We start from the raw sequence: 24721 nt of genomic DNA, 5'->3' as shown, positions 1-24721 counted from the left end.
AGCCGCGCGATGCGGAGCGCAGCAGCCACCAGGCATGTCCGCGATGTCCCGCCCGGCCGGGCGGCTTCACGGGCTGTCCGAGGATGATCCCGTGATCCGCGGCCGGGCGCCAGAGGGCGGGAAGACCCCCAGGTAGGTTTCACTGCTACGCATATGCGAACCTCTTCGACGAAGAGGACATACCCGGCAGCCACCGGGCGCCACCCCCTCGGGAACAAATCGCCCAGAGCGCGGAGGGTTCATGTAACTCTTCCCACAGGCCCGGCCGCTTGCCTGATCGGGCGCTGCCGGTCGGGTGAGCTCAGCGCCGGCGCAACGTGCCTGGTCAGCCCGGTTCACCGGGACCTCGGCGCCGGCCCGCGGACGGCCCCGGGGGCACCCTTGCCCTCATACGGGCGGTCGGGACGGTATGAGACGTTCGTGGGCATGCATGTTCCCGAGGAGATCCGAGCCGAGGCGGCCGCGCTCATCGACCACCACGCGCTCGGACTGTGGAAGCCGAACGACGCCGACCGGCGTGCCGCCGTGGCGCTGTTCCGCTTCCTCGAAACCGGTCTGCCGCTCACGGGCGAGCAGATCCGGTCCGCCCTTGCGCACACGGAACCGGCTGCCGAGATGACCGATCGGCTGCTGAACCTGCTGCGGGGAACCGCCGGGCTGCTCGACGACGCACCGGTGGCCGAGGGCCCCGCCGGGCGGGACGCCGTCGACCACGTGTGCCTCCTCCTGGACGCGCTCGCGCTCTCCCGGCTCACCGGCCGGTAAAACAAGAAGGCCCGCCCGGGCAAAAGCTCCGGGCGGGCGGTTCTGCGGCCTCTGCGGCCCTATACGGGCAGCGAACCGGCGGGCTTCTCCACGGGGGCCTGCTCCTCCTCGGGGACCGAGATCACCCAGTGCGTCTCCTGGCGCGGCCGGAGATAGCACACCCAGTACAGCGCGGCCCCGGCCACGATGGCGCCGGTGATGACCAGGCTCTTGGTGCTCTGCTGGCAGAGCACCCACGCCAGCACCACGATCAGCAGCGCCGGGACCGCGGGCCACAGCGGCATCCGCCAGGCCGGCCGGTGCTTGTGCTCACCGCGGCGCGCGACCAGGGCCCCCAGGGCGACGAAGACATACATCGCGGCGACGGCCACCCCGGTGACCTCGCTCAGGGTGTCGAGGTTGACGAAGCACAGTGCCGCGCCGGGGACGCCCACCGCGAGGGTGGCCGCCCAGGGGGACCCGAAGCGCCGGCCGACGTGCGAGAAGACGCGGTTGACGGCCATCGGCCAGGCCGCGTCACGCGCCGAGGAGAAGACCACCCGGGAGTTCTGGATCACCATCACGATCGCCGCGTTGATGATCGCCAGGGCGATGCAGAGGCTGACGAAGGTGCCGATGCCCGAATTGCTCCAGTCCTGCACCATGCCGGCGACGTCACCGGCACCGAGGGTCTTCAAGTCGGGGGCGCCGAGCGTGATCGCGACCACAGGAATGAGGACGACGGCCGCGCCGATGGCGAGGGTCCACAGCACGGTGCGGGAGACGTTGCGGCGGGGGTTGTCCATCTCTTCGGCGAGGTACACGGCGGTGGAGAAGCCCTGCAGGATGAAGAGCGCGGTGGCCAGTCCGGCCACGATGAGACCGGCGGTGACGGCGGTGCTCTGTCCGTGTCCGGCGTCGATCACCGGGTGCACGAGCACGGACGCGGAGCGCTGGGTGTGGGAGAAGCCCAGGAAGGCGACGACCGCGCAGGCCACCACTTCCAGCACCAGGAAGATGCCGGTGATCCAGGCGTTGGCGCGCAGGTCGAGCAGGCCCATCGCGGTGGCCAGCAGCATCACGGCGGCGGCGGTGTACTGCGGATCCAGTTGCACGATCGGCGCCAGATAGTCGGCGGTACCCAGGGCGATGATGGGCGGCACGATCATGACGACGATCAGCGAGAGTATGAAAACCAGCCACCCGGCCAGGCGGCCCATGAGCGTGCCGACCATGGCGTACTCACCGCCGGAGCTGGGGATCAGCGTGCCGAGCTCGGAGTAGGTGAAGGCCACTCCGATGCACAGCAGAACCGCGACGGCGATGGTCAGTGCGGTGCCCGTGCCCAGGCCGGCGAAGGAGTCCGGCACGATCACGAAGAGCGAGGACGCCGGGGTCAGACAGGACAGCGTGAGCAGCGTGCCGCCGACCACACCGATCGACCGGGTGAGTTGGGGAGTGGTGGAGGCGTCCCCCTCCGTCGCGCTTCGGGTGTCCCGCTCAGGTGCTGCGGCGGCAACAGGCGTGTAGGGCATATCGGTATCCGTATCCCATCGGTGCTGGGCGGCAGGAGGGGTGGCACTTCGGGGGAAGAGCGCCGCAAAGCGGTGCGGACCCGGCATCCACAGGCACCGCTTCGGTGACCGAATAAAACCCCTGCCGACGACTCACGTCAAGGTCTTGTTAAGACCCTCGGACAACGAAATCCGCAGCATGAGAAGGCTATCGGAACGCTTATTCATGATCCATCGTGGATATTAAGCGGATTCCGCGTCCGGGCGAGTGGTACGGATTCCCCGCGGGGAACCGCTGGATCCGTCGCCGATCCGCCGGAACCGCTGCCCGCGCCGTCAGTCCTTGTGCGCATGCAGGCGGGCGATGAGCAGCGCGACGTCGTCGTGGTCGTGCTCATCGCGCAGGGCGCCCAGGAGGCGGTCGCACAGGCCCTCCAGATCGTGCTGGGGTTCGGCCAGCAGTTCCAGCAGGGTGTCCAGGCGGACGTCGATGGGCTGGTCCCGGGTTTCGATCAACCCATCGGTGTAGAGCACCAGTTGGTCGCCTTCGCGGAGCGAGACCGTGGTCTGCTCGAAAGGGACACCACCGACCCCGAGCGGCGCGCCGGTGGGCAGTTCGAGCAACTCGGGCGGCCGGTCCGGCCGCACGACGATGGGGGGCAGATGCCCGGCGACGGCGATCCGGCACTCCATCCGGTGCGGGTCGTACACCGCGTACAGGCAGGTGGCGAAGGCCGGGTCGAGGCCGACGGCGATGTGGTCGAGGTGGCGGAGCACCTCGTCGGGGTCGAGGTCGAGGTCGGCCAGGGCGCGGGCGGTGGTGCGCAGCTGGCCCATGGTGGCGGCGGCGTTGATGCCGCTGCCCATCACGTCCCCGACCACCAGCGCGGTCTTGTCGCCGGCCACCGGGATGGCATCGAACCAGTCGCCGCCGACCTCGCTGGCCGCCTGGGCGGGCTGGTAGCGGTAGGCGATCTCCATGGCCGTGGGCTGCGGCGGCCGGTGGTTCATCAGATGGCGCTGGAGGGTGAGCGCGGTACGGCGTTCACTCTGGTACGAACGGGCGTTGTCGATGCAGACCGCCGCCCGGGCGGCCAGCTCGACGGCGAGCACCGCATCGTCCTCGTCGAACGGCACCGGATTGCGCACGCGGTACAGCGACAGCGCGCCGAGGACCTCACCGCGGGCGATCAGCGGCACGGCGAGGTAGGAGTGCAGTCCGGCCTTGCGGAGGAGGGCGGCGCCCTGCGGGTCGGCGGCGATGTGCGGCAGATCGTCCGCGCTCACCTGGGGGACGAGCACCGGACGGGCCTCGGTCACACACCGGGTGATCAGCCGGTCGGCCTCGTAGGAGGCGATCTGGCCGGTGGGGTCGGCGGCCCGGACGGCTTCGGTGGAGTAGGCCGCGGACACGGCGAGCGCCCGGAAGCGGGCCGGGCCGCCGCGGGACAGCGAGGTCGGGCGCCGGCCGTCCAGTACGGCGTCGAGGACATCGACCGCGGCCATGTCCGCCAGCTCGGGCACGATGACGTCGGCCAGTTCGTGGGCGGTCTGGTCGACGTCGAGGGTGGTACCGACGGTGGCGGAGGCGTCGGCGATCACGGCCAGCCGCCTGCGGGCGCGGGCGGCCTCGGTCGCGGACCGGTGCTGCTCGGTGACGTCCACGACGGAGGTGGCCAGCCCCAGTACGCGGCCGTGGGCGTCCTCCAGCCGGTAGTACGACACCGACCAGGCCCGCTCGGCGTGGGGGTCGGCGGCGGTGCGGCCGACGGTGAACTGGTCGAGCAGGGGCGTACCGGTGTCGAGGACCTCGCGCATGCGGGACACGATGGTGTCGGTGTCCAGGAAGGAGAGCGCCTCCCGGACATCGCGGCCGATGTGCTGGTCGGCGGGCAGATCGTTGATGCGCTCCAGCGCCGGGTTGACCATCACGAACCGCAGTGAGGTGTCCAGGACCGCCAGGCCGATCGGTGACTGGGCCACCAGGCGGACGGACAGCGCCAGATCCCGCTCCACCCGTCGCAGGACGGCCTGGTCGGTGGCGATGCCCAGGGCGTAGGACTCACCCCGCTCGTCCAGCAGCCGCATGTTGCGGAATTCGACGAGCCGGGTGCTGCCGTCCTTGTGCTGGACCGGGAAGACCCCCGCCCAGCTCTCGCCGCCCGCCATGACCTGGGAAAACAGCCCCAGCACCAGATCGAAGTGCTCCGGTCCGACCAGCAGCTGGGCGGCGGGCCGACCCAGCGCCTCCTCCGCGCTCCAGCCGAACAGCGCCTCGGCCTGCGGGCTCCACAGGGTTATCCGTCCGTCCGCGTCCAGCATCACCGCGGCCACGCCCAGCACATCCAGCAGGCCGCCGGGCTGCCCCGGTGCGGCCCCCACCGGGGCAGCACCTTCGGGGAACGCGTCGGTCGCACCCATCCAGGCACTCCTTCCGCCGGTCATCGCAGACCGACAGCCGTGGCGCTCTCCGTACATCGGCCGGTTCTCGCTGTGCTTCCGTTGCTCCCCATCATCTCTCGACACGGGACGGACCCGCAGGGAGAGCGAGATCCGCAGGGCGTCTGCGCCCCGTGCGCGAGGGAGCATTATCCGACGCGGTTCCCAGGTGGGCGACCGCGTTGACGATATTCGGGGCGAAGATTCCGGCCGGGGTTCGGGGCGTGCAGCGGGGGCGGTGGCCGCACACCGCACGACGGGCGGGCCGCCGCGGCCCGCGCACCCCCGCTCCCGGCAGTCCGGATTGGAGTTGTTGATCTCCAGAGACTACCCTAGTTTGGTTGCCTCTAGCAACCAAATGCTCACCCCGGCGAAGGCACCCGCACCCGCCGGCGTCAGGAGGAAGCCCGACATCATGCCCACTGCCGCCCGGACATTCCGTACCTACGTGGAGGAGAACCTCGATGCACTTAGCGCCGACCCGGCGCGCGAAGCCCTGGTCCACCAGGGCCGCCGCATCACCGCCGGCGAGTTCCGCTCACTGGTCCACCGCCTGGCCCGCGCCCTGCGCGCCCGGGGCGTCGACCGCGGAGCGACGGTCACTCTGCTCAGCGGCAACCTCCCGGAGACCCTCGCCGCCCGCTACGCCGCCAATCTGCTCGGCGCCCGGGTCAACCACCTCTACAACAAGCTGTCCGCCGAGTCCCAGGCCGCCATCGTCCGCGATGTCGAGACCCGGGCCCTGATCGTCGACCCGCGGTATGCCGAACGGGCCGCCGAGGTCACCGGGTTGGCGCCGGTGCCGGACGTCCTCGTGCTCGGCCCCGCGAAGCTGGGCGCGGATCTGCTGGAGCTGGCGGCCGGACAGTCCGACGAGCCGTTCGCGAGCCGGGCCCGGCCCGACGATGTGTGCACCATCCGCCACACCGGCGGCACCACCAGCCACCCGAAGGGCATCTGCACCACCTTCGAGCAGACGCGCTGGGGCCACGGAGCACCGGCGCAGCAGCCCGGGTACGACCGCCGGCAGCTGGTCTGCACCACTCTCGCGCACGCCGCGGGCCATATGGCCGACAGCACCCTGCACGCGGGCGGCGCCGTCGTACTGCTCGACGACTTCGACCCCGGCACGGTGCTCGCCGCCCTCGCCCGGGAGCGCATCACCGATATGTTCCTGCTGCCGCCGCTGCTCTATCAGTTGATGGACCACCCGGACGCACCGCACACCGACACCTCCGGCCTGCGGATGCTGACGTACGGCGGCTGCCAGGCGTCCCCGGCCCGGATAGCCGACGCGGTACGGATCTTCGGCCCGGTGCTGATGCAGTTCTACGGGCAGAACGAGGCCGGCGGCATCAGCGTGCTCACCCAGGAGGACCACGATCCACAGCGTCCCGGCCGGCTGCGCTCGGCGGGGAAGGTACTGCCCGGGGTCGAAGTGGCGATCCGCGACGAGGCGGGCCGCGATCTGCCGGCCGGCGAGCACGGTGAGGTCTGTGTGCGCTCCGCCATGATCATGAAGGGGTACTGGAAGCAGCCCGAACTGACCGCCGAGGTGCTGCGGGACGGCTGGCTGCACACGGGGGACATCGGATTCCTCGACGACGAGGGGTACTTGACCATCGTCGACCGGCTCAAGGACATGATCGTCGTGGTCGGCGGCCATGTGTACACCACCGAACTGGAGGACCTGCTGAACTCGCACCCGCAGGTACTGCAGAGCGCGGTGTTCGGGGTCCGTGACGCCGACCGGATGGAGCGGGTGCACGCCGCGGTGGTGCGGGCACCCGGCAGCGGCGTCGACGGACAGCAGCTGCGCGAGATGGTGTGCGCGCAGCGCGGTGCGATGTACGAACCGCACCGGGTCGCCTTCGTCGAGGCGCTGCCGCTCACCGATGCCGGCAAGCCGGACAAGAAGGAGCTGCGCCGGCGGGCCGAGCAGGAGGCCGGCACCCTGGCATGACAGCGACGAGCCGCCGCAGCCAAGGGCTGCGGCGGCCTGTCAGTGCTACTGCCGGTCAGAGGATGCCCAGCAGGCCGAAGGGGAAGCCCCCGAAGCCGTAGCCGTAGTTGCCGCAGCCGTGGTGGCCGTTGTGGCCGTTGTAGCCGCCGAAGCCGCCAAAGCCGCCGAAGCCGCCGAAGCCGTTGTAGCCGCCGAAGCCGCCGTTGTTGTAGCAGTGGTGCCAGTGGTGGTGATGGTGACGACCATGGTGGTGACGACCGTGGTGGTCGCCCTTTGACGATGCGGCCGGCGCCTGCGGGGTGGCCGAAGCCATGCCGGCGAGCGGGAGGACGGTAGCGGCGGCAAGGGCCGCGGTGGCCACGGAGCGGCCTATGAACTTGCGCATTGCGTTTCTCCTGTGTGGCAGGAAATCTGACATTCGATGAGTACCGCGCCTCACCGGAAACCCTGCAGACACGACGGAGAGCCACTCCAACGGCCCCAAGAATTGCTCCAGTCGCGGTAATGAATCGGCAAAGCGAACCGCTGAATGTCCTGGTCAGAGCCGGACGACGACAAGGGCCGCGTCATCGGTCGCCCCGCCGGGCGGCAGCAGCTCGGCCAGCAGCGCGTCGGCGAGCGTCTCGGGACCGGCGCCCCGGTGCCGGGTGAGCGCATCGGCCAGCCGCCCCAGACCGACGTCGATGTCCTCGCGGCGGCGTTCGATCAGCCCGTCCGTGTACAGGACCAGCACGGCGTCGTCGGCGAATGTCACGCGCGCCTCGGGGCGGGCCACATGCTCGGGCCGCGCGCCCAACGGCGGGTCGGTCGCCCGGTCCAGCAGCTCCACGGTGCCGTCCGGGTGCAGCAGGGCCGGCGGTGGATGGCCGGCGCTGCTGTAGGCGATGGTGTGCGCGGTCCAGTCGACGATGGCCTGCACCGCGGTGGTGGATTCCGCGCCGTCCACCGAGCGCGCATAGACGCCCAGCACCTCCAGTGCCCGGGCGGGCCCGCCGACGACCCGGGCGGCGGCGCTCAGCGCACTGCGGAGCTGGCCCATGACACAGGCGGCGGCCAGCCCCTTGCCCACGACGTCGCCGACCGCCACCGCCATCCGGTCCCCCGACAGTTCGGCCAGGTCGTACCAGTCGCCGCAGACATTGAGCGCACCGACCGCGGGGTGGTAGCGCACCGCGGCGCGGTGGTGCCCCACGTGCTGCGGTGCGGGCAGCATCGCCTCCTGGAGGGCCAGCACCACCTCCCGCTCCCGGGCGTTGGCCTGCCGCAGCCGCTCGTTGACCGCTTGGAGTTCCTGGGCGCGGGTGTAGAGCTCGGCCGCCATCCGCTCCCGGTCGCCGCCGCCGTCCCCGGCACCGGCCCGGACGGTCTCGGTGACCTCCTCGACCCGGTGCACGATCAATTGCACCCGCCCGTCGGCGTCGAGCACCGGCACATTGACCGGACTCCAGTAACGCTCCTCGAACTCGCCCGGCCGGCCGGCCGCCTCGATGTCATAGCGCTGCAGGGCCATGGTGTCGGGCGCGCCGGAGGTCACCACCCGCTCCAGGGACGCCCGGAGATTGCGCATACCGGACGCATCCGGGTGGTCGGGGTTGTCGGGGAAGACATCGAAGAGGAAGCGGCCGATCAGCTGGTGGCGTTCGCGGCCGGCCCGCCGCAGCAGCGCTTCGTTGATATCGGCGATCACCAACTCCGGGGTGAGCAGCAGTACTCCGCCCGGCAGCGCCTGGAAGACCGCCGCGTAGTCGATCCCGGAGGTGCTCACGGGCGTCCCGCATCCGGCGACGGGGCCGGCACCCGGGTCCCCGGGTACGGGCGGGCGCGGACCAACGCCGCCGGAAAGAGCGGACCGGCGGTGACCACCCCTCGGCTGCCGAGGGTGGACGGGGCCGGCTCCCCCGTGCGGTGCGGCGCCATGACGGCGACGGCCGTCCGGCCCGGGAAGGTCATCGGCACCGCGACGGGCGGGACCGCGGGCGGGAGCGTCCGCCGCGCCACTCGCGCCCCGGTGTTCCGTCGTGCCTCCGGTGCGCGTCGGCGGCGCGCCTCCGGCGCGTTCCTGTCGTACGCCACGTGCGGAATGTTCCCGCCCCGACGGGCCGGCCGCATGCCGGGAACGGGCGGCGACGTGCCCCGTCGGCATGCGAACGGCGAGGCCGGTCCCGTACGGGGGCGGCCGCACCGGGTACCACCGTTCGGGGCAGCGCGTCGGAGAGCCCGGTCCGAGGGGGAGCCCGAGCAGCCAGCCAGACGACGAACAGCGCCGTCCAGACGAGCAGCATCGCCAACGCCGAAGCCAACGCCATCGGCATCGGCATCGGCATCGGCATCGGCATCGGCATCGGCAGGGTGCAGGACACCAGGGTACCGATGCCGACCCGCTCTGCCCCGCCCCGCCCCGGCCCGCCCCGCCCCGGCCCGCCCCGCCCCGTCCTCAGCGCTTACGGGCCCGGCTCGGCTGGACCCGGGACGGCTCCCCCGGCATCTTCGGGTGATCGGGCGGATAGGGCAGATCGCCGAGCCCCTCGTCCGCCGCCTGCCGGTCCGCGAGCTCCAGGACGGACTCCAGGCCGAAGGCGTGCTCCGCCATGTCCGCGTGCACATCGCCGAGTTCCGCGAACCGCGGCGGGACCGTCCGCAGATCGAAGTCCTCGGGGGTGGCGTCGGACAGCTCGTCCCAGTGCAGCGGGGTGGAGACGGTCGCCCGGGGCCGGGCGCGCAGTGAGTAGGCGGAGGCGATGGTCCGGTCCCGGGCCATCTGGTTGTAGTCCACTACATTCCCAATGCTAGTATCTCAATCATAGAAACCCTGCTCGGCCTGCCGAAATGCTGGGGTGTCAGCCCTGTGAAGGAGACTCCAACCATGCCTCGGCGCATCACTCCAAATGTCAGTTACGCGACGGCCACCTTCGTGCAGCAACGGTCCGCCCAGACTTCATCGCGGCAGGTTCGGTACGGCTTCGTCAGTCTGCTGCGGCGATTCGAGACCAGCGTTCGTGACTGCAAGATGGGGTCGGTCAAGGCTCACCACCTGGAAGACTTCTGGTACGGGGAAGGCGGCCTTTCCGACACTTGCCAGTCTCAGACCCTCGGCAAGTACCGCAACGAGATGAAGCAGTTCCTGGGCTTCGCGCACCGCCGCGAATGGTGTCCAGTCTCCCCCGATGTGCTGCTGGACGGCATCCGCGAGAGGTCCACCAGGGTCAATCGCAACCGGTACCGCATGACGCGGGCCGAGCTTCGTCAGCTTCTCGCCGAGGCGACCGACCCCCGAGACGTGGCGCTGGTCTGCTTCGTCGCGTGCACGGGAGTGCGCATCTCCGAGGCCCTGGCCATGCGGGTCAGGGATGTGTCCTTTTCGAAGAGCGAGCTTTACGTGACCATTCCGAAAACGCACGAAGAGATCACGTATCCGCTGTCTTCGGACCTTGAGAGCGCGCTTCGCGGTTGGCTGACGGCCTACTCGGCCCAGGTGGGGCCGCTGAAGCGCACCTATTACCTCTTCCCGGCTTTCCACGGGCGCCGCTTCGCGAAGGGCGGCGGTATGACCCCGGCCGGCCTGTACAACATGGTGCAGCCGATTCAGCAGCCGCGGTTGATCCTGGCCCCGATCGCGGAGCGGGCCGGCCTTGAGCTGGAAGAGGGCGACGGGTGGCACACGGTACGGCGGTCCTTCGCGCGCATCCTCTACGACCAGTGCGTGAGTATGGGCCATGACGCGGCTCTGCGGGTCGTGCAGGCCGCTCTCAATCACAAGTCGGTTCAGACGACTGAGCGCTATCTCGGCTTGGACTTCGAGCGGCAGCAGTTTCACAAGATCATGAAGGGTCAGCCGTTCCTTACGCTCGACGTCGACGGCGGCGGTAAGATCGTGCCGCTTGATGAGAGGAGGGCGGGCCGTGGCTAAAGAGGTCATTGAGCTGGTCAGGTGCGACCGGTGCGGGACTGAGGATGACGTGGAAGGGTTCACGATCATCCGGGACGGCGAGCCGAAGGACGTAGACCTTTGCGGCACGCACAAAGGACCGCTGGTCGAGCTGTACGACCTCGGCGCAGAGCAAGAGGCCCCGAGGCGCAGAAGCGGAAAGGGCGCGCGGACCTCTCACGCTGTCGTGGCGATCGAGGATTGGGCCCCGTCGACCGCGGCGGCCCCCGAGGCTGCCACGGTCGAGGCCCCTGAGACTGCCACGGTCGAGACCCCCAAGGCTGCGACCAGTGATGCAGCGGCTGAACTGATCGAGGCCGCGAAGCCGCTGATGGGAGGCGTCAAGCTTTCTGCGAAGGTGGTGATGGCGCTGATGTCTCTTCGGGAGGCTGTCGAAAGTGGCCGGAGCATGGAGCGGGCCCAGGCCGAGGTTCTGGCGCTGAACGCGAATCGCATCAAGGTCCCGGATTCTAAGCAGGGCCGCCGACTTCGCGCAGCGCTTATCGCCTACCAAGAACAGGAACGCAGGGACGCCTGACCAACACGAAGAACCCCCCGACCCTGAAGGGTCGGGGGGTTCTTGCGCTCTGTGGTGTCGCCGAGAAAGCCCACGGGGTGCACTTCACCAAAGGCCGTCTGGCCCAACGTTCTCTTCGTGCACTTCACGGTCTATCGGCATGATCACGCCCCGGAAGGTGGGGCCGATCTTGCACAGGATCGGTTCCTTCGAGTCGAAGACGCACATGTCTAGCGCGCGGCCTAGACCGTCCTTGCCTTTCGGGGCCTTCACCTTCGAGAACCGGGCCAGTAGGGCGGGGTCGAAGGCGACCAGCTCGGGTACGGCCAGTGGCCGCCCGTCGAGGCGTGTAAACAGGCTGTCGAGCATCCCCCAGAGTCGTTCATCGGCCTGGGCCGAAGCGTCCTGGGCGGCCGTCGGAGTGTCGTTGTTGCCGGGCCGGAACACCAGCCCATCCCCCGGCCGCACTTCGAGCCTGCCGAAGCCCTTCTTATCCCTCCTGCCGGCCGCGTCGAGGTCCGCCAGGGCCTCACGGCCTACATGCAGGGTGAGGCCGCCCGGGGGGCCGTCGTAGTCCTCAACAGGGGCCGTGTCCTGGCCGATTGCGTACCCGTCCGTTCCCGTGACTCGAAGGCCGGCGGGGCCGAGCTGCACGCGGGCGGTCTTCACCATGCTGCGGGCCGGAAGAAAGGCGTGCGCGTTGTACGCCGCCCTGGCCATTTCTTCGCTAGGCAGCGTGACCGACGCTTGCACCGTCTCTCCTTTCAAGCTCTCCGAGTAGGTGAGCGAATGCGGCGAAAGCCTGTTGCGGCACCACTCCGTCGCCGACGGCCTTCAACTGTTGGCCGCGGTCGAGGCCGTCAACCTTCGTGATCCAGCCGGGCACGATCCCCATAAGCCACTCGGCGAAGCGGGGGGCCAGGCGCAGGCCGCCGCGCGGCCCGTACTCGACCGGCACGGGCGCGGGTTGCCCAGTGAGGACTTCCCATCGGCGTACGGCGGGGGCGAATCCGCCCCACCACCCCGAGGGGCTGAAATCTCCGTCGTAGTCGTCCCCGGGCTGAACGTTCAGCAGGAAACAGGCTTCGTCTTCGAGGTTCGGCCCGTGGCCGCCCGCCCGCCGCTTGTCGGGATGCTGGGGAGCGCCGTTGCGCCCCAAGTTGGCGGTAGGGGTCTTCAGTAGCTTCTCGGTCTTGTCTCGGGGCCACAGTCGAGCCATGGCGGTTACGAGATCGTCGCCACCGGCCCCAGGGCGGGCCGCCTTCGCATAGTCGGGGCCTCGGCGGCCGTCAGCCGCCGTTGGAGTCGGCAGGAGCGGCAACGAGAAACCACCGATCGCGGTGGTGGGGGGCACCAGCGGCGGAAGCTCGGTAGCACGTCCAGACAGCGTCATACCCGCACGCGGCCAAGTCCCCAAGTACGCGGTCGATTCCCCTACTTCGGATGGCGGAGACGTTTTCCAGGAACAAGAGCCTCGGTCGAAGCACGCGAACGGCTTCCGCAACGTTCGCCCAGATTCCCGAGCGCGCCCCTTCGATACCAACCCTTTTCCCCGCATTGCTGATGTCCTGGCACGGAAACCCGGCCGTGATGATGTCTACGCCGTCATCAGAGAGCGTCGACCAGTCGATTCGGGTGATGTCCCCGAGATTCGGCACCCCGGGGAATCTCCGCGCAAGGATTAGCGCTTTGCTCGGGTCGTTGTCCGCAAGCCACGTAACGCGACCCCCCGTAAGTGCCTCTACGGCCATCCCGACTCCGCCATATCCGGCACATAGCTCCAAGATGCGGGGGGCCGTAGAAAGCCCGTTACTCACAGTCGTTCTCGACCCCCTCGAAGAGATCTCGAAGGATTCGCTCTCGCTCCTCGGCCGGAAGACTGCCTAGCTCAATCGCATCGCTGTCCACGGTGCTTCCCCCTCTTAGGCCGCTCTCTCCGAAGTTCGTCCAGGGCCAGGACCACGAACAGAGCCAGATTGAATACCCCCGCCAGGGCTAGGCCGTACAGCAGGGTTTCGGCGGCTTCGCCGTTCACGAATCGGCCTTTCCGTAGCTCACGGCGTAGTCGTAGGCGACGAAGGCGTTTCGCATTCGATAGGCGGCCTGGTGAAGCTCCCTCTTGCCTCGGCCGGCGGCCATGTGCAGTTGCGCCACGGCGGTTTCGTGGTGGGGCAGGGCCTCGAAGGGGCGGATCATGTCGACGGCCTTAGCGAGCGTCACCGGCCACAGCTCCAAATACTAGTTATCAACCAGGTTGATGCGGGCCGCGGCTGAGCGGCCTGGGCTGGTCGACGGGGTGAGAGGAAGGCGCCCGGCGCCGTTCCTGCTGATGTTCCAAAACCTAGCTTCGCTGCCCTGGCGGAATCAACGCTGCCCAGGTCAGGGGCCCGATCGTGGGGCCCTGGCCGAGCTAACAGGTCTACAGGCCCCGCAGGGGGTAAGGGGGTCGGGCTGAGTGAGCGGAGCGAGCGAAGACCGGGGGGATCGGGGGCCAGAGAGCTATAGAGCTACTGCGAACGAAAGAGAGCAGTAGCAGAAGGGCGGCCCTCCCGAGGCCGCCCCTATAGATAGGTATCTGAAGGCCAGGGCATTAGAAGCCCTGGCTATTAACAGGTCTATAGGGAGTGAAAGAGCGGCCGACAGGCCGCCCCTACAGGGGGCACCCCCAGAAGGGTGCCCATTCCCCATGCCATACAGCATGTGCCAAAGGCACAAGAAGCTCTATCCCCTCGGCACATCTTGTGCCCAATGTGCTACCGCACCACGAAAGCACAAGAGCAAGAACACGCGCACGCGTGGACGCTACGACTATCAATGGCAGAAGGTAAGAGCAGAAGCCATTAGGCTTCAGCCCTTCTGTTCTTTCTGCGGTACAGGCAATGACCTAACCGGAGACCACATCCTTCCATTGAAGGAAGGTGGCACGAACACGCTCGATAACGTTCGCGTTCTCTGTCGGTCATGCAATACACGAAGAGAGAACGACTACCGAAAAGGGGATCGGTACTAGCCCCTCCGTATCCCCCCATCGAGCCGAAAGGCTCGACACGCAGACAGCAGAGCACCCGATGCGACCGCCACCGTCGGGGAGTCGGGCGCCCTGCTTACGGCCCGGCCGGGACCACACCAGATCAAGCACTGAAGAGCATCCTGGTTCAGAGTCTCGGCCGCTCACGGCCGGTAGGGGGAGGTCGAAAGGATCTGGGGCGCCTTCTCCGCACCCGCCGCCTTCCCTCTCTGTGAGCGCGCGGGGGTTCGCCTGAGTTCGTGGGAATCCGGCTGGCTCCGGATGAGCGAGCGTGCAACCGCCTAGGCCGTTGACCAGCGCGGATGACTCCGCGCGATAAACAGAATTGTTTCCCAGAGAGGGGAATTCAGACCGAGAGAGGTTGCAGCCGTGCCCGGACCGCCCCCGACCCCTTCGCGGCTTGTCGAGCTGAAGGGGAACCCCTCGAAGAAGAAGCTCAGCGGCTCCGAACCGGAGCCAACGAGGGGCGCCCCCAGGCCGCCCGCGGACCTCAAGGGCGAAGCCCTGGCCGAGTGGGGCCGGATCGTCCCCGAGCTTGACCGCCTGGGCCTTCTGTCGAAGGTCGACCGCGCGTATCTGGTGGCCTACTGCGAAGCCTGGGCGACGTTCAACGTTGCTCGGGAAGCTATGGCCGAGTACGGCCCGCTTGTGGCCGGCCGGGACGGCGGCCTGGTCAAGAATCCTGCGGCTCAAGTCATGCGGGATGCCGCGGACTTGATGCTGAAGTTCGGTAGCCGGTTTGGACTGTCGCCTAGCGACCGTACGCGGCTCTCTGTGGCCCCGGATTCCGAGGACGGCCCCGACGCTCAGGTTCTCTCTCTCCTGAGCTGAGAGGGGCGTTCAGGCGCCCTCCCAGGCGCCGGGGTTGAGCCCCCACGTTGACCCGCGAAGGGCGGTCGCGGTCCGTGGGGGCTCCCTTCATGTCTTGCGTCAGTCAGCCTCTCGGCGAAGCGCTGGCGCCCGGTGGTGTGTAGCTCAGTGGTAGAGCGGCGGCTTCCAAACCCGCACGTCGAGGGTTCGATTCCTTTCACACCAGCGATGGGGTAGCTCCCCTGTTCCTGAAACTCGGGCTGATCACCTGACGGAGGGAACGCGCACTTCGTCTAGCGGTCTAAGACTCCTCCCCTTCCGGGAGGTAACGCGGGTTCGAATCCCGCAGTGCGCCCCAATGCGTTTACACGTCTTCCCGGATCGAGGCTCCGCAATGACTCAGACGACTTCCGCGCGCGAATACCGGTTCTCTTTCGCCGAGGACATCCCGAGCGAAGGCTTTCCCTTCTCGCCGGACGTAGAGCGTACGCCCGAGCTTGATCAGATCGCCATGGACTACATGAGCGCAAAGCTTGCGCTCTACGCGGCCGTGAATCCGGGCCGGGTGATGAACACCCGCTCTCTCGACTTCTACGGTTCCACGGTGGTCAGTGAGACGACTTCGGAGAGCGCCCACCTTTACCCGATAGCCCCTTAGCAGAGGAGTACCCGCCCGATGGCCGAGGCCGTGAAGAAGAAGCGCCGTAGGCGTAGGCCGGCGGGGTGGCTGTCGCGTCGCGAGTACGCCATAAAGCTTCGCTGTGAAGAGTGGGGTGTTCCGTACTCGAAGGTGAGTCGGGCGAAGGTCTTCAATCGCGACGGCTGGGTTTGTCAGCTTTGTGGCGATCCGATCGACAGGGTGATTCGGTTCCCGAAGCCGCTCAGTAAGTCGCTCGACCACATCGTTCCCCTGTCTCACGGCCCCGGAACCCCGGGGCATGTCGAAAGCAATTGCCAGGCTGCACATCTCGGCTGCAACAGCAGCAAGGGAAATCGCGTGTGAGGTATTCCGCCCCTTAACGGGTCTTTGGGATATGCAAAGACGATAAGGGCGGGGGTGGACAGTGGGCGACGCTATCGTTCCTTCCCCCTTCGGGCCCGTGAACGCGCGTGAAGGCTTCTTCTACTACGACGAGAAGAAGGCCGTTCACGCCATCAACTTCATTGAGAAGCTGATTGTGCACACGAAGGGGCGCCATGCGGGCGCCCCGTTCCTTCTCGATCCTTGGCAGAAGCAGGAGATCGTTCGACCGCTCTTCGGGACGGTCATGTATGACGATCAGTACGACGAGTACGTTCGTCAGTACCGCATTGCGTGGCTCGAAATGGCACGCAAGAACGGGAAGTCAGAGCTTCTTTCCGCATTCGCTTTGCTCGGTCTTGTTGGAGACTTCGAGGAATCCGCCGAAGTGTATTCGGTCGCGGTTGACCGCGATCAGGCCGGACTCGTCTACAACACGGCGAAGCGCATGGTCGAGCTGAATCCGATTCTGAACAACCGACTCGAAATCATCGACTCGAAGAAGCGGATCATCGACCGGAAGACGAATTCGTTCTATCAGGTCTTGCCCGGTGACGCTGCGGGCGCCCTCGGAACGAACCCTTCAATGGTTCTGTTTGATGAGGTTCTGACGCAGAAGGACCGGCACCTTTGGGACTCCATGCGGCAGGGTTTCGGTACCCGTCGACAGCCGATCATGATTGCGGCCACGACAGCGGCCTATCGAACCGCGGCCTTCGCGCTTGAGGAACACGAACACTCGCTTCGGGTTCGCGAGGATCAGAACCTAGACCCCGCCCGGTTCGTGTTCGCGCGGAACGTTCCCGATGACTGGGACTGGAAGGACGAAGGCAAACCGCCCTCGGCCGAGCATCCAAAGGGAACGGGCTGGTATCTCGCGAACCCCGCCCTCGGTTCCTTCCTCAACATCAACAACCTTCGGGCTGAATCCATGGAGGCGGCCGAGAAGCCTACTGCTCAGAACGCCTTCCGCGTGTTCCGGCTGAATCAGTGGGTGTCTCAGGCGAATCGCTGGCTCGACATGCACCTTTGGGACGAGAACGGTTCCCTGAAGGTGGATCGGGACCGGCTGAAGGGCCGGCCCTGCTATGCGGGAATCGACCTGGCCGCAACAGGCGACTTCAACGCCTGGGTTCTGCTCTTCCCAGGAAGCCCCACAGATCCCGAAGCGGATGGGTGGACGGTTGTCCCCCACTTCTGGGTTCCTCGGCCGGCGGTCGAGAAGAGAAGCGCGATGAAGTCGAGCTTCGAAGTCTGGGAGCGCGAAGGCTACTTGACGGTGACCGAGGGGCCGACCACGGACTTCAAGGCCATCTTCCGCCACATCGCGCGGGACGCTGAAGCGTTCCGCCTTCGGTGCTTCGGCTACGACCCGTGGAATGCCACTCAGCTTGTGAACGAGCTTGAGGAACAGGGCCTTACGGCCGTGAAGGTGCCTCAATCGGCGGCCAGGCTCAACGACCCGAGCAAGGCCATTGAGAGCGCGCTAGCGGGTCGGGAACTGCACCACGGCGGGCACCCCGTTCTTCGGTGGATGGCGGACAACGTCGAGCTTGACGTGACCGGAGACGGTTTGGTGAAGCCCTCGAAGGCTAAGAGCGGCGAGAAGATCGACGGTATCGCGGCATTGGCTAACGCCTTCTTCCTTACTGCCCTTCCGGCGGAAGAGGAAGTTCACGTCACTTTCGTGAACTTCAACGAAGAGTACTCGGATTCCGACTTGGAAGCTCTCCTTACTCCTGCCGTTCGGCAGAGGGATTACTTCCTAGAAGACGACGATTAGGAGATTCATGGAACGGCCCAAGCTGGGCCGCTCGCTCCGGTCGGTCGCCAATTCGTTTGTCCCGAACGTCTTTCAGGTGGGCAGCCTCGGCTTCGTTGCCGTGGCTGCCTACGACGTTGCGCGCCCTCTCGGGCATTTCGCGGTGGCCGTGTGCCTCGGGCTTATCGGTTACGCGGCGGACGGGGGTAAGCGGCAGTGAGCCTGTTTACACGCATCGGTGAGCTTCGCGCGGCCATGTCTGGCGCGGCTTCCGATTGGGGGCGTGATGTCGAGTCGGTCGGCATGGTTCGCACCTCTTCGGGGCGGAAGGTGTCTCGCGGCAACTCCCTTCAGATGGTGGCGGTTTACGCCTGCCAGTCCCTCATTGGGGATGCGGTCGCTTCTCTTCCTGTGGACCACTACACGAAGGCCAACGGACGCAAGGAAAGCTTCGATCCGGTGCGTTCGCCGCGGTGGATTCGACAGCCGAACCCCTTCCAGACCTCTTACGAGTTCTGGTTTCGCGTGGTGGTCAGCCTCTTGTCCGACGGGAACGCGTTCCTCTACACGCTTCGGAACGACAGGGGCGAAGTCTCGGCCCTGTACTGCCTTCACCCGCAGTACGTCAGCATTGTCGACGGCCCCTTGGGCGACAACAGATATCAGGTGAGCGACGCTCAGGGAGCGGTTCAAGGCACCCTCGATCGGTCTCAGCTTCTCCACATTCCGGCGTTCACCGTACCGGGCACAAGCCGCGGGCTTTCCCCCATCGACATGGCCCGAGAAGCCATCGGCCTGGGCCTGGTGGCCGAGGAATTCGGTTCCCGGTTCTTTGAGCAGGGAACGACGATGGCCGGCGTCATCGAGCATCCAGGAACTCCCCGACCGGATGAAGCTCAGCTTCTCCGCGCAATGTTCCGGAAGTCGCACGCGGGAGTGAAGAACTCCCACAGTGTCGGCGTTCTGACTGGTGGGGCTTCCTTCAAGCCGATCACGCTCAGTCCAGAACAGGCGCAGTTCCTTGAAACGCGAAGGTTCCAGAAGGCCGAGATCGCTCTTCTGTATCGCGTTCCGGCGTATCTGGTCGACAGCTCAGTTAGCTCGACCTGGGGAACCGGTATTGAGGAACAGAACAAGTTCTTCGTAGACCAAACGTTGATGCCCTGGATTGTTCGCATTGAACAGGCCGTGTCGACGTTTCTCCTTCCGGGCCTTCAGTACATCCGCTTCAACGTCGACGCGCGGCTTCGCGCGAAGACAAAGGATCGGTACGAGGCGTATCAAGTCGCCCTGAACAACGGGTTCTTGAACGCGGATGAGATTCGCGCAATGGAAGACCTAGCCCCGCTCCCGAAGAAGCTGGGGCAGGCGTATTACCGGCCGCTGAATCTCGGCGTGGTGGGCGACGAAGACAAGGACGCGAAGAAGACCGAGGCCGGCCAACCTGCACCGGCCCCGCCGGTTCTTCCGGTCGCTCCTGATCCCAACGCGGACCCAAACGCGCAACAGGACCCGAACGCTACGGATCAGAAGGACCAACAGAATGCAGATGGAGCGTAGGGCAGTCCCTACCGAATTCGAGGTTCGATCCGAGGGCGGGGCGTTCAACTTCTACGGCTACGCGCTGAAGTGGGACGCCCGTTCCTCGAACCTCGGCGGCTTTCGCGAGCGAGTCGCCCAGGGGGCGACTGCCGAGAGCATCCAGCGCGACGACATCCGCGCACTCTTCAACCACGACCCGAACCTGATTCTCGGCCGGAACCGAAGCGGCACGCTTCGGCTTTCCGAGGACAGCACCGGACTTCATTACGAAGTCGACATGCCCGACACGACTTACGCCCGAGACCTGGCCACGGCCATGGAGCGGGGGGACGTTTCACAGTCGAGCTTCGGCTTCAAGACCTCTGGGCCCGAGGGTGATTCCTGGGCCGAGGACGACGACGGTTTCCCGCTTCGGACTCTTCAGCGGGTCGCTCTGTTCGACGTGTCGCCGGTCACCTACCCGGCTTATGCCGACTCCACTTCGGGTGTCGGCTCCCGTGCGCTTGAGCTTCTGGCCGAGAAGCGCGGGCTCTCTGTAGCGCGGCTGGATTCGCCGGAAGCGATCCGGGCCGCAATCCGAGGGGGCAGCGGTGATCCGGCGCTGAGCGAAGCGCGGTCCCTGCCCCTCGATCTGCACATCCGGGACCACGAAGCTCTGACGCTTTCGCTTGCCCTTCGTGCGGCGCGGCTCTAGTCGCTTCCCTTTTTTTGGCCTGAACCTAGTATTTGGAGCAAACATGGATTTCGCCGCTATGGCGAAGGCCGCGCTGGAGAAGCGGGCCGCGCTGGTGACCGAGCTTCGGTCTGTCGAGGCTGACGGTTCCCTGTCTGACGCGGAGAAGCGCGAGCGCGTCGAGCGCATCGACACTGACCTTCGCGGCCTGGAGGTCGAGGCCCGAGAGGCCGTCGAGCGTGGCGAGCGTGAGGCTGAAGTTCGCGCCCTGGCGGAGCGGGCCGGCGGCCTGGTCCTGCCCGGCACTCCCGAGGCCCGCCAGGGCGAGCGCGACGAGGCGGCCGAGCTTCGCGCCGTTGCCCGCGGTGAGGTGCCCGGTGTCGACTTCGACCTTCGAACCGCTCAGTCCTCGAACGCGACCAACGCGGGCAACACCTACTCGACTTCGTTCGTCGCCCAGGTCATCGAGGCCATGCGCGTGCGGAGCGACTTCTTCTCGAAGGCCCGCACTCTCACCACGGGTTCCGGTGAGACGCTGGAGTACCCGGTGAAGAACGGCCGTCCTACCGCCGCCCAGGTGGCCGAGAACGCGGCCTACAGCAAGAGCGACGGTTCTTGGACGAAGACGAACATTGGCGCGTACAAGTACGGCGTCATTGTCGAGGCCACTCAGGAAATCGTGGATGACTCGCAGCTCGACATCCTCGGCATTCTCGCCGAGGACGCGGGCGAGGCTGTCGCGGACAAGGTCATGGCCGATCTCCTGGTCGGCAACGGCACCGGTAAGCCCTGGGGCTGGATCACCCGATCTACCGGCGCGGTGAACGCGGGCAGCCTCGCGGGTGTCACTACCGACAACCTGATTGACCTTCAGCACTCCATCCTGAAGCCCTACAGGCGGAACGCGGTCTTCATGACCAGCGACACCGCGATTCAGGGTCTTCGGAAGCTGAAGGACAGCACCGGTAACTACATCTGGCAGCCGGCGCTTACGGCGGGCGCCCCGGACACGATCCTCGGCACCCCGATCATGACTGACCCGAACGTGGTCACGTCCGGTGCGGGCGCGAAGGTTCTCGTCTACGGCGATCCGTCGAAGTACCTGATTCGTCAGGTGAAGTCGCTCCGGGTTGTCCGCTCGGACGAGTACGGCTTTGACCGTGATGTGGTCGCTTTCAAGATCACCTGGCGTGGTTCGGGTGACCTCTTCGACCTGGCTTCCGTCAAGGCTCTGACCGTTACCGCGTAAGCGGCTTGAGGGGCCGACCTTCGGGGCGGCCCCTCGGTCATTCCAAAGGGAGTTGAGGCAATGAAGGTTCGCATTCTTGTGAGCGGGTCGGGGCTTCTCGACGGAACCCCGTTCCCTTCTGTCGGCGAAGAGGTCGAGCTTCCTTCGGGGCTTGCCCTGTCGCTGATCAATGACAAGCGCGCTGAAGTCGTGGCCGAGAAGGCCGCAGAGAAGCGCGAGACGGCCGCTTCGGCGGCCCCCGAGAAGCGCGGTCCGGGTAGGCCGCGGAAGGCCGCGTAAGGGGGCACTGTGCGGTTTCTGAGCGGTAGGGGCGTCAAGCTGACGCACACCTTCCTTGACGACGAATCGCCCCTGGTCGTCCCTGCCGTGTCGGTGACCGTGCGGGATGCCACTGGGCAGACCGTTTACACGGGTGACGCGACCAGCTCGGGTGACGAGTGGGCGGCCACACTCCCGGCCCTGCCGGAAGGCGTTTACACGGTCGACTGGACGGCGGCCGGCCTGGCCGTCGACAAGGGCGGCTTCGAGGTAGTCGGTGGCTACCTGTTCAGCCTCCCCGAGGCCCGACAGTCGGACATGGACCTAGCGGACACGGTTCGCTTCTCCACGGCCGAGCTGAAGCACTACCGCGAGGTTGTCGAAGACGAGTTTGAGCGGATCACTGCCCGGTCGTTCGTGCCGCGGACGGCGCGCGTCGAGGTCGAGGCGGACGGGACACCGACCCTGTATCTCGGTTACTTCGATGTGGCAGAGCTGAAGGCCGTGAGCGGCCCGTCTGGGGCTGTGGACATGACCGGGTGGGGCGTCGACTCTACGGGCTTCGTGCGTGCTCCCTGCGGGCTTCCCGAGGGCGACCGGTACACGGTCACCTTTGGGTACGGCTTCGGCCAGGTCCCCGAGGACGTGAAGCGCGCTGGCTTGCTGCGGCTTCGGTCGTTCCTCACGGCCGAGCGGTCCGGCATTCCGGACCGGGCAACGGCCTTCGTGGCCGCCGAGGGCGGAAATTTCACGCTGGCTACGGCGGGCCGGAACGGCTGGGAAACAGGTCTTCCCGAAGTAGACGCGGTTCTGAAGCGGTACAAGTACGGGATTTTCTATGACGTGTTCGGGGTGGCCAAGTGAGTACGCGCGCCTTCGAGGCGAAGGCCGCCCTTCGGGACATGATCAGGGGCCTTCCGGCCCTCGCTGGCTATCAGGTCACCTGGGGCTACCCGAGTAGGAACCCTGAACGCCGTTGGGTGTTCGTCGGCGAAGTTCAGTGGCCGGATTCCCAATGGGTTACGAACCGAAGCCGCGAAGAAGTCTTCGAGATCAGTGTGATTGTGAACTGTCAGATCTCCGGAGCGACTTCGGAAGAAGTCGAAGGGGAGCTTCAGCGCATGGCCGCCGGTATCGAGGACGGCATGAAGGCCACCCCCAATCTCGGCATTCAGTGCGTAGTCACTACCGACTTCGTTCCCAAGAAGCTCTCTAGCTTCCCGTCAGATCAGGTCTATGAAGGCCAGTTCGAGGCGGTTGTTCGCGTGAAGGCGAGACTTTGAGTTGAAGACCATTGCTTACGGCGGGCCCTATGCGGCGGTAGAAGTCCCTTCGTTGGGGCTCACCGCTGCGAAGGACGACCCGATCGAGGTTGCCGAAGATGTTGCCCAGACCCTTATTCGCCAGGGCTGGCAGGAGATCAAGGCGAAGAAGGAGACGGCTAAGTAATGGCCACCATTCACGATTCCTACTTTGGTGCGGCGGACGAGTCCACCTACGGCACTGCGGTTGCCCCCACGAAGTTCTTCGAGTTCACCGATGAAGGCATTGAGGGGAAGTACGAGCGTATCGACAGCGAAGCGATTCGTGCCGGTACCCGCGTCCTTCGGGCGGACCGCTTCGCGCCGAACGCGAAGGGTGCCGAGGGTGACGTGAAGATGGAAGTCCTTTCGGGCGGCTTCGACTTCTGGCTTAAGCACATGCTTGGCTCCGTGTCGGCCGGCGCCCCGTCCGGCGGGTTCACCACCTACACGGCGACCCTCGGCGACCTGAACGGCAAGAGCTTTACGGCCCAGGTCGGCCGCGTCGACAACACCGGCACGAAGACCCCGTTCACCTATGAGGGTGGCAAGGTCAAGGAATGGGAGCTTACGAACGCCGTTGACGAGCTGCTGAAGGTCTCGGTGACGTGCGACTTCGCTAAGGAGACCATCGGGGCTGGTACAGGGGCTTATGCCCTGGCGACGCCCTCTTTCGTCGCCAACACGAAGCTCTTCAGCTTCGGTGGCGGCACGGTCACCGTGGGCGGTTCGGCCTTCGAGATCAACGACTTCTCGCTGAAGGCTTCCAGCGGCCTCAAGGATGATCGCTACTTCATCCGGTCGGGCGGCAAGAAGAGTGAGCCGCTGGAGTCCGACCTTCGCAAGTACGAGTGGAGCGTGAAGGGCGAGTTCAACGGCACCACGCACATTCAGCGTGTCGCTGCGGCTCTCGCGAGTGGGGCTGTCGCTCAGGTAACGGTTCTTTGGGATGGGCCGGACGGTTCGCAGTTCAAGGTAGACATGCCCTTTGCCCGGTTCGATGAGGGACCGGTAACCGTGGGCGGCCTTGAAGTAGTCGGCCAGGATCTTTCCGGTATCGCCCTCACGGACGGCACGGCATCTCCCGTCACGATCACCTACAAGGCGATCTCGTAAGGGCTCTCTTTTTTTGCCCTGAACCTAGTATTTGGAACGGTGCTGGGCTATGCCCACTGAAGGCATTTACGCGAATGTCGAGGGCCTAGCCCAGTTCACCCGGGCCCTTTCCCGTGCCGGTGTCGACGGCACGAAGCAGGAAGTGAAACAGGCGAATTTCGATGTCGCCGACAAGCTGACCCGGGCCGCGAAGGAGAAGGCCGCCGGCCTAACCCGCCAACAGCGGGCCGCGGCCGAATCCCTCCGTGCCACGAAGACGCAGAACTATGCGTCGGTCCGGATGGGTTCGGCTCGAAAGCCATACGCCCTGGGCGCCGAGTTCGGCGCAAAGAAGCTCACGCGTCGTGGCCGAGTTGCCCGCGGTTTCCGCCCTTGGAGGGGAAACCAATTCGACGGCTGGAACGGCGGCCCCGGTTACTTCCTGCACCCCTCGATTCGCGAGAAGGGCCCGGCCCTTATTCGCGAGTACATGAACCACATTGACCGCCTAATGTCGGAGGCTTTTCCCGAATGAGCGAGACCCCGCAGACCATTTCCCTTCGCATTGACCCGGACGTTCTGACGATCGGTGACCTTGAGGATTTCGAGGACGTTGTGGGCGCCGCCATCTACGACGTTCTTTCTCCTCGGCCGGTGATCGGTCCGGATGGGAAGAAGGTTCTTGACGAGAAGGGCCGCCCCGAGCTTGAGACGAAGATCCCGACGAAGGCCCTTAAGGCCCTGATCTGGATTACGCAGCGGGCCGACAACCCTTCCTTCTCCCTTGACGACGCGCGGAACGTTCGCGTCTCCGCCCTTGAGCTGGTCGGCACCGAGGACGGCCAGGGAAACGGCGACGCGCAGAACGCCTAAAGGAACG

Annotated in this window: 29 protein-coding genes, 2 tRNA genes and 1 pseudogene; 22 read left to right on the top strand and 10 right to left on the bottom strand. The window is 66.4% G+C overall.

All coding sequences use genetic code 11. The features are described 5' to 3' along the window. The first annotated feature begins 426 nt into the window (after window positions 1-426). On the top strand, window positions 427-765 hold the full coding sequence (locus tag AB0C46_RS00505) for a hypothetical protein (protein ID WP_362824552.1): 339 nt from the start codon (window positions 427-429) through the stop codon (window positions 763-765). A 59-nt stretch (window positions 766-824) separates the two neighbouring features. Here AB0C46_RS00505 and AB0C46_RS00500 read toward each other — a convergent pair whose 3' ends face one another. Together AB0C46_RS00500 and AB0C46_RS00495 are read right to left on the bottom strand one after the other, a co-directional pair. Continuing rightward, complete coding sequence (locus AB0C46_RS00500; RefSeq protein WP_362824550.1) at window positions 825-2279, bottom strand: APC family permease; 1455 nt, start codon at window positions 2277-2279, stop codon at window positions 825-827. A 315-nt stretch (window positions 2280-2594) separates the two neighbouring features. After that, complete coding sequence (locus AB0C46_RS00495; RefSeq protein ID WP_362824548.1) at window positions 2595-4679, bottom strand: SpoIIE family protein phosphatase; 2085 nt, start codon at window positions 4677-4679, stop codon at window positions 2595-2597. 433 nt (window positions 4680-5112) lie between these two features. Between AB0C46_RS00495 and AB0C46_RS00490 the strand changes: the two genes are divergently transcribed. After that, window positions 5113-6660, top strand: coding sequence for an AMP-binding protein (locus AB0C46_RS00490; RefSeq protein ID WP_362824546.1), 1548 nt, complete (start codon window positions 5113-5115; stop codon window positions 6658-6660). A gap of 55 nt (window positions 6661-6715) precedes the next feature. On the opposite strand, the gene AB0C46_RS00485 is transcribed toward AB0C46_RS00490, so the two are convergent. The 4 genes and pseudogenes from AB0C46_RS00485 to AB0C46_RS00470 all read right to left on the bottom strand — a co-directional run. Further along, window positions 6716-7045: a hypothetical protein gene (locus AB0C46_RS00485; protein WP_362824545.1), complete on the bottom strand. Its 330-nt coding sequence runs from the start codon at window positions 7043-7045 to the stop codon at window positions 6716-6718. Between the two features lie 153 nt (window positions 7046-7198). After that, on the bottom strand, window positions 7199-8425 hold the full coding sequence (locus tag AB0C46_RS00480) for a SpoIIE family protein phosphatase (RefSeq protein ID WP_362824543.1): 1227 nt from the start codon (window positions 8423-8425) through the stop codon (window positions 7199-7201). Next, window positions 8422-8733: a hypothetical protein gene (locus AB0C46_RS00475; protein ID WP_362824542.1), complete on the bottom strand. Its 312-nt coding sequence runs from the start codon at window positions 8731-8733 to the stop codon at window positions 8422-8424. The genes AB0C46_RS00480 and AB0C46_RS00475 overlap by 4 nt, the downstream gene beginning before the upstream one ends. A gap of 361 nt (window positions 8734-9094) precedes the next feature. Further along, window positions 9095-9433: pseudogene (locus AB0C46_RS00470) on the bottom strand (ATP-dependent DNA ligase); the annotation flags it as partial. Between the two features lie 90 nt (window positions 9434-9523). On the opposite strand from AB0C46_RS00470, the gene AB0C46_RS00465 reads away from it, so the two are divergent. Both AB0C46_RS00465 and AB0C46_RS00460 read left to right on the top strand, forming a co-directional pair. Continuing rightward, window positions 9524-10567, top strand: coding sequence for a tyrosine-type recombinase/integrase (locus tag AB0C46_RS00465; protein ID WP_362824541.1), 1044 nt, complete (start codon window positions 9524-9526; stop codon window positions 10565-10567). Next, window positions 10560-11123 (top strand): hypothetical protein, encoded by a 564-nt coding sequence (locus AB0C46_RS00460; protein WP_362824540.1) that lies wholly within the window; start codon window positions 10560-10562, stop codon window positions 11121-11123. The genes AB0C46_RS00465 and AB0C46_RS00460 overlap by 8 nt, the downstream gene beginning before the upstream one ends. Window positions 11124-11207: 84 nt before the next feature. Here the strand turns inward: AB0C46_RS00460 and AB0C46_RS00455 are convergent, their stop codons facing one another. The 4 genes from AB0C46_RS00455 to AB0C46_RS00440 all read right to left on the bottom strand — a co-directional run bounded on the left by AB0C46_RS00455 (window position 11208) and on the right by AB0C46_RS00440 (window position 13322). Continuing rightward, window positions 11208-11855 carry a hypothetical protein gene (locus tag AB0C46_RS00455; protein ID WP_362824539.1) on the bottom strand — a complete coding sequence of 216 codons (648 nt, stop codon included), beginning with the start codon at window positions 11853-11855 and terminating at the stop codon, window positions 11208-11210. Beyond that, on the bottom strand, window positions 11830-12321 hold the full coding sequence (locus AB0C46_RS00450; protein WP_362824538.1) for a DNA (cytosine-5-)-methyltransferase: 492 nt from the start codon (window positions 12319-12321) through the stop codon (window positions 11830-11832). The genes AB0C46_RS00455 and AB0C46_RS00450 overlap by 26 nt, the downstream gene beginning before the upstream one ends. A gap of 70 nt (window positions 12322-12391) precedes the next feature. Beyond that, window positions 12392-12853, bottom strand: a complete 462-nt coding sequence (locus tag AB0C46_RS00445; RefSeq protein WP_362824537.1) for a DNA cytosine methyltransferase — start codon at window positions 12851-12853, stop codon at window positions 12392-12394. Between the two features lie 280 nt (window positions 12854-13133). Beyond that, window positions 13134-13322: a hypothetical protein gene (locus AB0C46_RS00440; protein WP_362824536.1), complete on the bottom strand. Its 189-nt coding sequence runs from the start codon at window positions 13320-13322 to the stop codon at window positions 13134-13136. Window positions 13323-13788: 466 nt separating this feature from the next. Between AB0C46_RS00440 and AB0C46_RS00435 the strand changes: the two genes are divergently transcribed. The 18 genes from AB0C46_RS00435 (at window position 13789) to AB0C46_RS00350 (ending at window position 24714) form a co-directional block, all read left to right on the top strand. Next, the gene (locus tag AB0C46_RS00435) at window positions 13789-14112 is read left to right on the top strand and encodes an HNH endonuclease signature motif containing protein (RefSeq protein ID WP_362824535.1); all 324 of its coding nucleotides are present in this window, start codon (window positions 13789-13791) and stop codon (window positions 14110-14112) included. Between the two features lie 387 nt (window positions 14113-14499). Then, window positions 14500-14961 carry a phage terminase small subunit P27 family gene (locus AB0C46_RS00430; protein WP_362824534.1) on the top strand — a complete coding sequence of 154 codons (462 nt, stop codon included), beginning with the start codon at window positions 14500-14502 and terminating at the stop codon, window positions 14959-14961. A 133-nt stretch (window positions 14962-15094) separates the two neighbouring features. Further along, a tRNA-Trp gene (locus AB0C46_RS00425) sits at window positions 15095-15166 on the top strand. Window positions 15167-15222: 56 nt separating this feature from the next. After that, window positions 15223-15298 (top strand) — tRNA-Glu (locus AB0C46_RS00420). Between the two features lie 36 nt (window positions 15299-15334). Continuing rightward, entirely contained in the window at window positions 15335-15598 is a 264-nt protein-coding gene (locus AB0C46_RS00415) for a hypothetical protein (RefSeq protein WP_362824532.1), read from the top strand. An 18-nt stretch (window positions 15599-15616) separates the two neighbouring features. Further along, window positions 15617-15943: an HNH endonuclease gene (locus tag AB0C46_RS00410; protein WP_362824530.1), complete on the top strand. Its 327-nt coding sequence runs from the start codon at window positions 15617-15619 to the stop codon at window positions 15941-15943. A 97-nt stretch (window positions 15944-16040) separates the two neighbouring features. Beyond that, the gene (locus tag AB0C46_RS00405; RefSeq protein WP_362824529.1) at window positions 16041-17744 is read left to right on the top strand and encodes a terminase TerL endonuclease subunit; all 1704 of its coding nucleotides are present in this window, start codon (window positions 16041-16043) and stop codon (window positions 17742-17744) included. A 7-nt stretch (window positions 17745-17751) separates the two neighbouring features. After that, complete coding sequence (locus tag AB0C46_RS00400) at window positions 17752-17943, top strand: hypothetical protein (protein WP_362824528.1); 192 nt, start codon at window positions 17752-17754, stop codon at window positions 17941-17943. Then, a complete protein-coding gene (locus AB0C46_RS00395; RefSeq protein WP_362824527.1) occupies window positions 17940-19283 on the top strand; it encodes a phage portal protein in 1344 nt (447 codons plus the stop codon). Before AB0C46_RS00400 ends, AB0C46_RS00395 begins: the two co-directional genes overlap by 4 nt. Then, entirely contained in the window at window positions 19267-19959 is a 693-nt protein-coding gene (locus AB0C46_RS00390) for an HK97 family phage prohead protease (RefSeq protein WP_362824525.1), read from the top strand. The genes AB0C46_RS00395 and AB0C46_RS00390 overlap by 17 nt, the downstream gene beginning before the upstream one ends. Window positions 19960-20002: 43 nt before the next feature. Continuing rightward, entirely contained in the window at window positions 20003-21187 is a 1185-nt protein-coding gene (locus tag AB0C46_RS00385; RefSeq protein ID WP_362824523.1) for a phage major capsid protein, read from the top strand. A gap of 60 nt (window positions 21188-21247) precedes the next feature. Then, window positions 21248-21466: a hypothetical protein gene (locus AB0C46_RS00380; protein ID WP_362824521.1), complete on the top strand. Its 219-nt coding sequence runs from the start codon at window positions 21248-21250 to the stop codon at window positions 21464-21466. Window positions 21467-21475: 9 nt separating this feature from the next. After that, a complete protein-coding gene (locus tag AB0C46_RS00375; protein ID WP_362824519.1) occupies window positions 21476-22309 on the top strand; it encodes a hypothetical protein in 834 nt (277 codons plus the stop codon). Beyond that, window positions 22306-22728 carry a hypothetical protein gene (locus tag AB0C46_RS00370; protein WP_362824518.1) on the top strand — a complete coding sequence of 141 codons (423 nt, stop codon included), beginning with the start codon at window positions 22306-22308 and terminating at the stop codon, window positions 22726-22728. The genes AB0C46_RS00375 and AB0C46_RS00370 overlap by 4 nt, the downstream gene beginning before the upstream one ends. A gap of 1 nt (window position 22729) precedes the next feature. Beyond that, window positions 22730-22894: a hypothetical protein gene (locus AB0C46_RS00365; RefSeq protein WP_362824516.1), complete on the top strand. Its 165-nt coding sequence runs from the start codon at window positions 22730-22732 to the stop codon at window positions 22892-22894. Further along, entirely contained in the window at window positions 22894-23862 is a 969-nt protein-coding gene (locus AB0C46_RS00360) for a phage tail tube protein (RefSeq protein WP_362824514.1), read from the top strand. The genes AB0C46_RS00365 and AB0C46_RS00360 overlap by 1 nt, the downstream gene beginning before the upstream one ends. A 49-nt stretch (window positions 23863-23911) precedes the next feature. Then, window positions 23912-24376 carry a hypothetical protein gene (locus AB0C46_RS00355; protein ID WP_362824513.1) on the top strand — a complete coding sequence of 155 codons (465 nt, stop codon included), beginning with the start codon at window positions 23912-23914 and terminating at the stop codon, window positions 24374-24376. Next, entirely contained in the window at window positions 24373-24714 is a 342-nt protein-coding gene (locus AB0C46_RS00350) for a hypothetical protein (RefSeq protein ID WP_362824511.1), read from the top strand. Before AB0C46_RS00355 ends, AB0C46_RS00350 begins: the two co-directional genes overlap by 4 nt. The last annotated feature ends 7 nt before the right edge of the window (window positions 24715-24721 follow it).

It is taken from the genome of Streptomyces sp. NPDC048637 (genome assembly GCF_040650675.1).
Classification (GTDB): Bacteria; Actinomycetota; Actinomycetes; order Streptomycetales; family Streptomycetaceae; genus Streptomyces.
The sequence above is the reverse complement of the archived record's forward strand: the minus strand, read 5'-3'. Positions and strand labels throughout refer to the sequence as shown.

Excerpts from the sequence above, each read along its gene's own strand:
- AB0C46_RS00505 (WP_362824552.1), top strand. The coding sequence starts at position 427 with ATGCATGTTCCCGAGGAGATCCGAGCCGAGGCGGCCGCGCTCATCGAC.
- AB0C46_RS00500 (WP_362824550.1), bottom strand. The coding sequence starts at position 2,279 with ATGCCCTACACGCCTGTTGCCGCCGCAGCACCTGAGCGGGACACCCGA.
- AB0C46_RS00495 (WP_362824548.1), bottom strand. The coding sequence starts at position 4,679 with ATGGGTGCGACCGACGCGTTCCCCGAAGGTGCTGCCCCGGTGGGGGCC.
- AB0C46_RS00490 (WP_362824546.1), top strand. The coding sequence starts at position 5,113 with ATGCCCACTGCCGCCCGGACATTCCGTACCTACGTGGAGGAGAACCTC.
- AB0C46_RS00485 (WP_362824545.1), bottom strand. The coding sequence starts at position 7,045 with ATGCGCAAGTTCATAGGCCGCTCCGTGGCCACCGCGGCCCTTGCCGCC.
- AB0C46_RS00465 (WP_362824541.1), top strand. The coding sequence starts at position 9,524 with ATGCCTCGGCGCATCACTCCAAATGTCAGTTACGCGACGGCCACCTTC.
- AB0C46_RS00450 (WP_362824538.1), bottom strand. The coding sequence starts at position 12,321 with ATGGCTCGACTGTGGCCCCGAGACAAGACCGAGAAGCTACTGAAGACC.
- AB0C46_RS00445 (WP_362824537.1), bottom strand. The coding sequence starts at position 12,853 with ATGGCCGTAGAGGCACTTACGGGGGGTCGCGTTACGTGGCTTGCGGAC.
- AB0C46_RS00435 (WP_362824535.1), top strand. The coding sequence starts at position 13,789 with ATGCCATACAGCATGTGCCAAAGGCACAAGAAGCTCTATCCCCTCGGC.
- AB0C46_RS00415 (WP_362824532.1), top strand. The coding sequence starts at position 15,335 with ATGACTCAGACGACTTCCGCGCGCGAATACCGGTTCTCTTTCGCCGAG.
- AB0C46_RS00410 (WP_362824530.1), top strand. The coding sequence starts at position 15,617 with ATGGCCGAGGCCGTGAAGAAGAAGCGCCGTAGGCGTAGGCCGGCGGGG.
- AB0C46_RS00400 (WP_362824528.1), top strand. The coding sequence starts at position 17,752 with ATGGAACGGCCCAAGCTGGGCCGCTCGCTCCGGTCGGTCGCCAATTCG.
- AB0C46_RS00390 (WP_362824525.1), top strand. The coding sequence starts at position 19,267 with ATGCAGATGGAGCGTAGGGCAGTCCCTACCGAATTCGAGGTTCGATCC.
- AB0C46_RS00385 (WP_362824523.1), top strand. The coding sequence starts at position 20,003 with ATGGATTTCGCCGCTATGGCGAAGGCCGCGCTGGAGAAGCGGGCCGCG.
- AB0C46_RS00380 (WP_362824521.1), top strand. The coding sequence starts at position 21,248 with ATGAAGGTTCGCATTCTTGTGAGCGGGTCGGGGCTTCTCGACGGAACC.
- AB0C46_RS00360 (WP_362824514.1), top strand. The coding sequence starts at position 22,894 with ATGGCCACCATTCACGATTCCTACTTTGGTGCGGCGGACGAGTCCACC.
- AB0C46_RS00355 (WP_362824513.1), top strand. The coding sequence starts at position 23,912 with ATGCCCACTGAAGGCATTTACGCGAATGTCGAGGGCCTAGCCCAGTTC.
- AB0C46_RS00350 (WP_362824511.1), top strand. The coding sequence starts at position 24,373 with ATGAGCGAGACCCCGCAGACCATTTCCCTTCGCATTGACCCGGACGTT.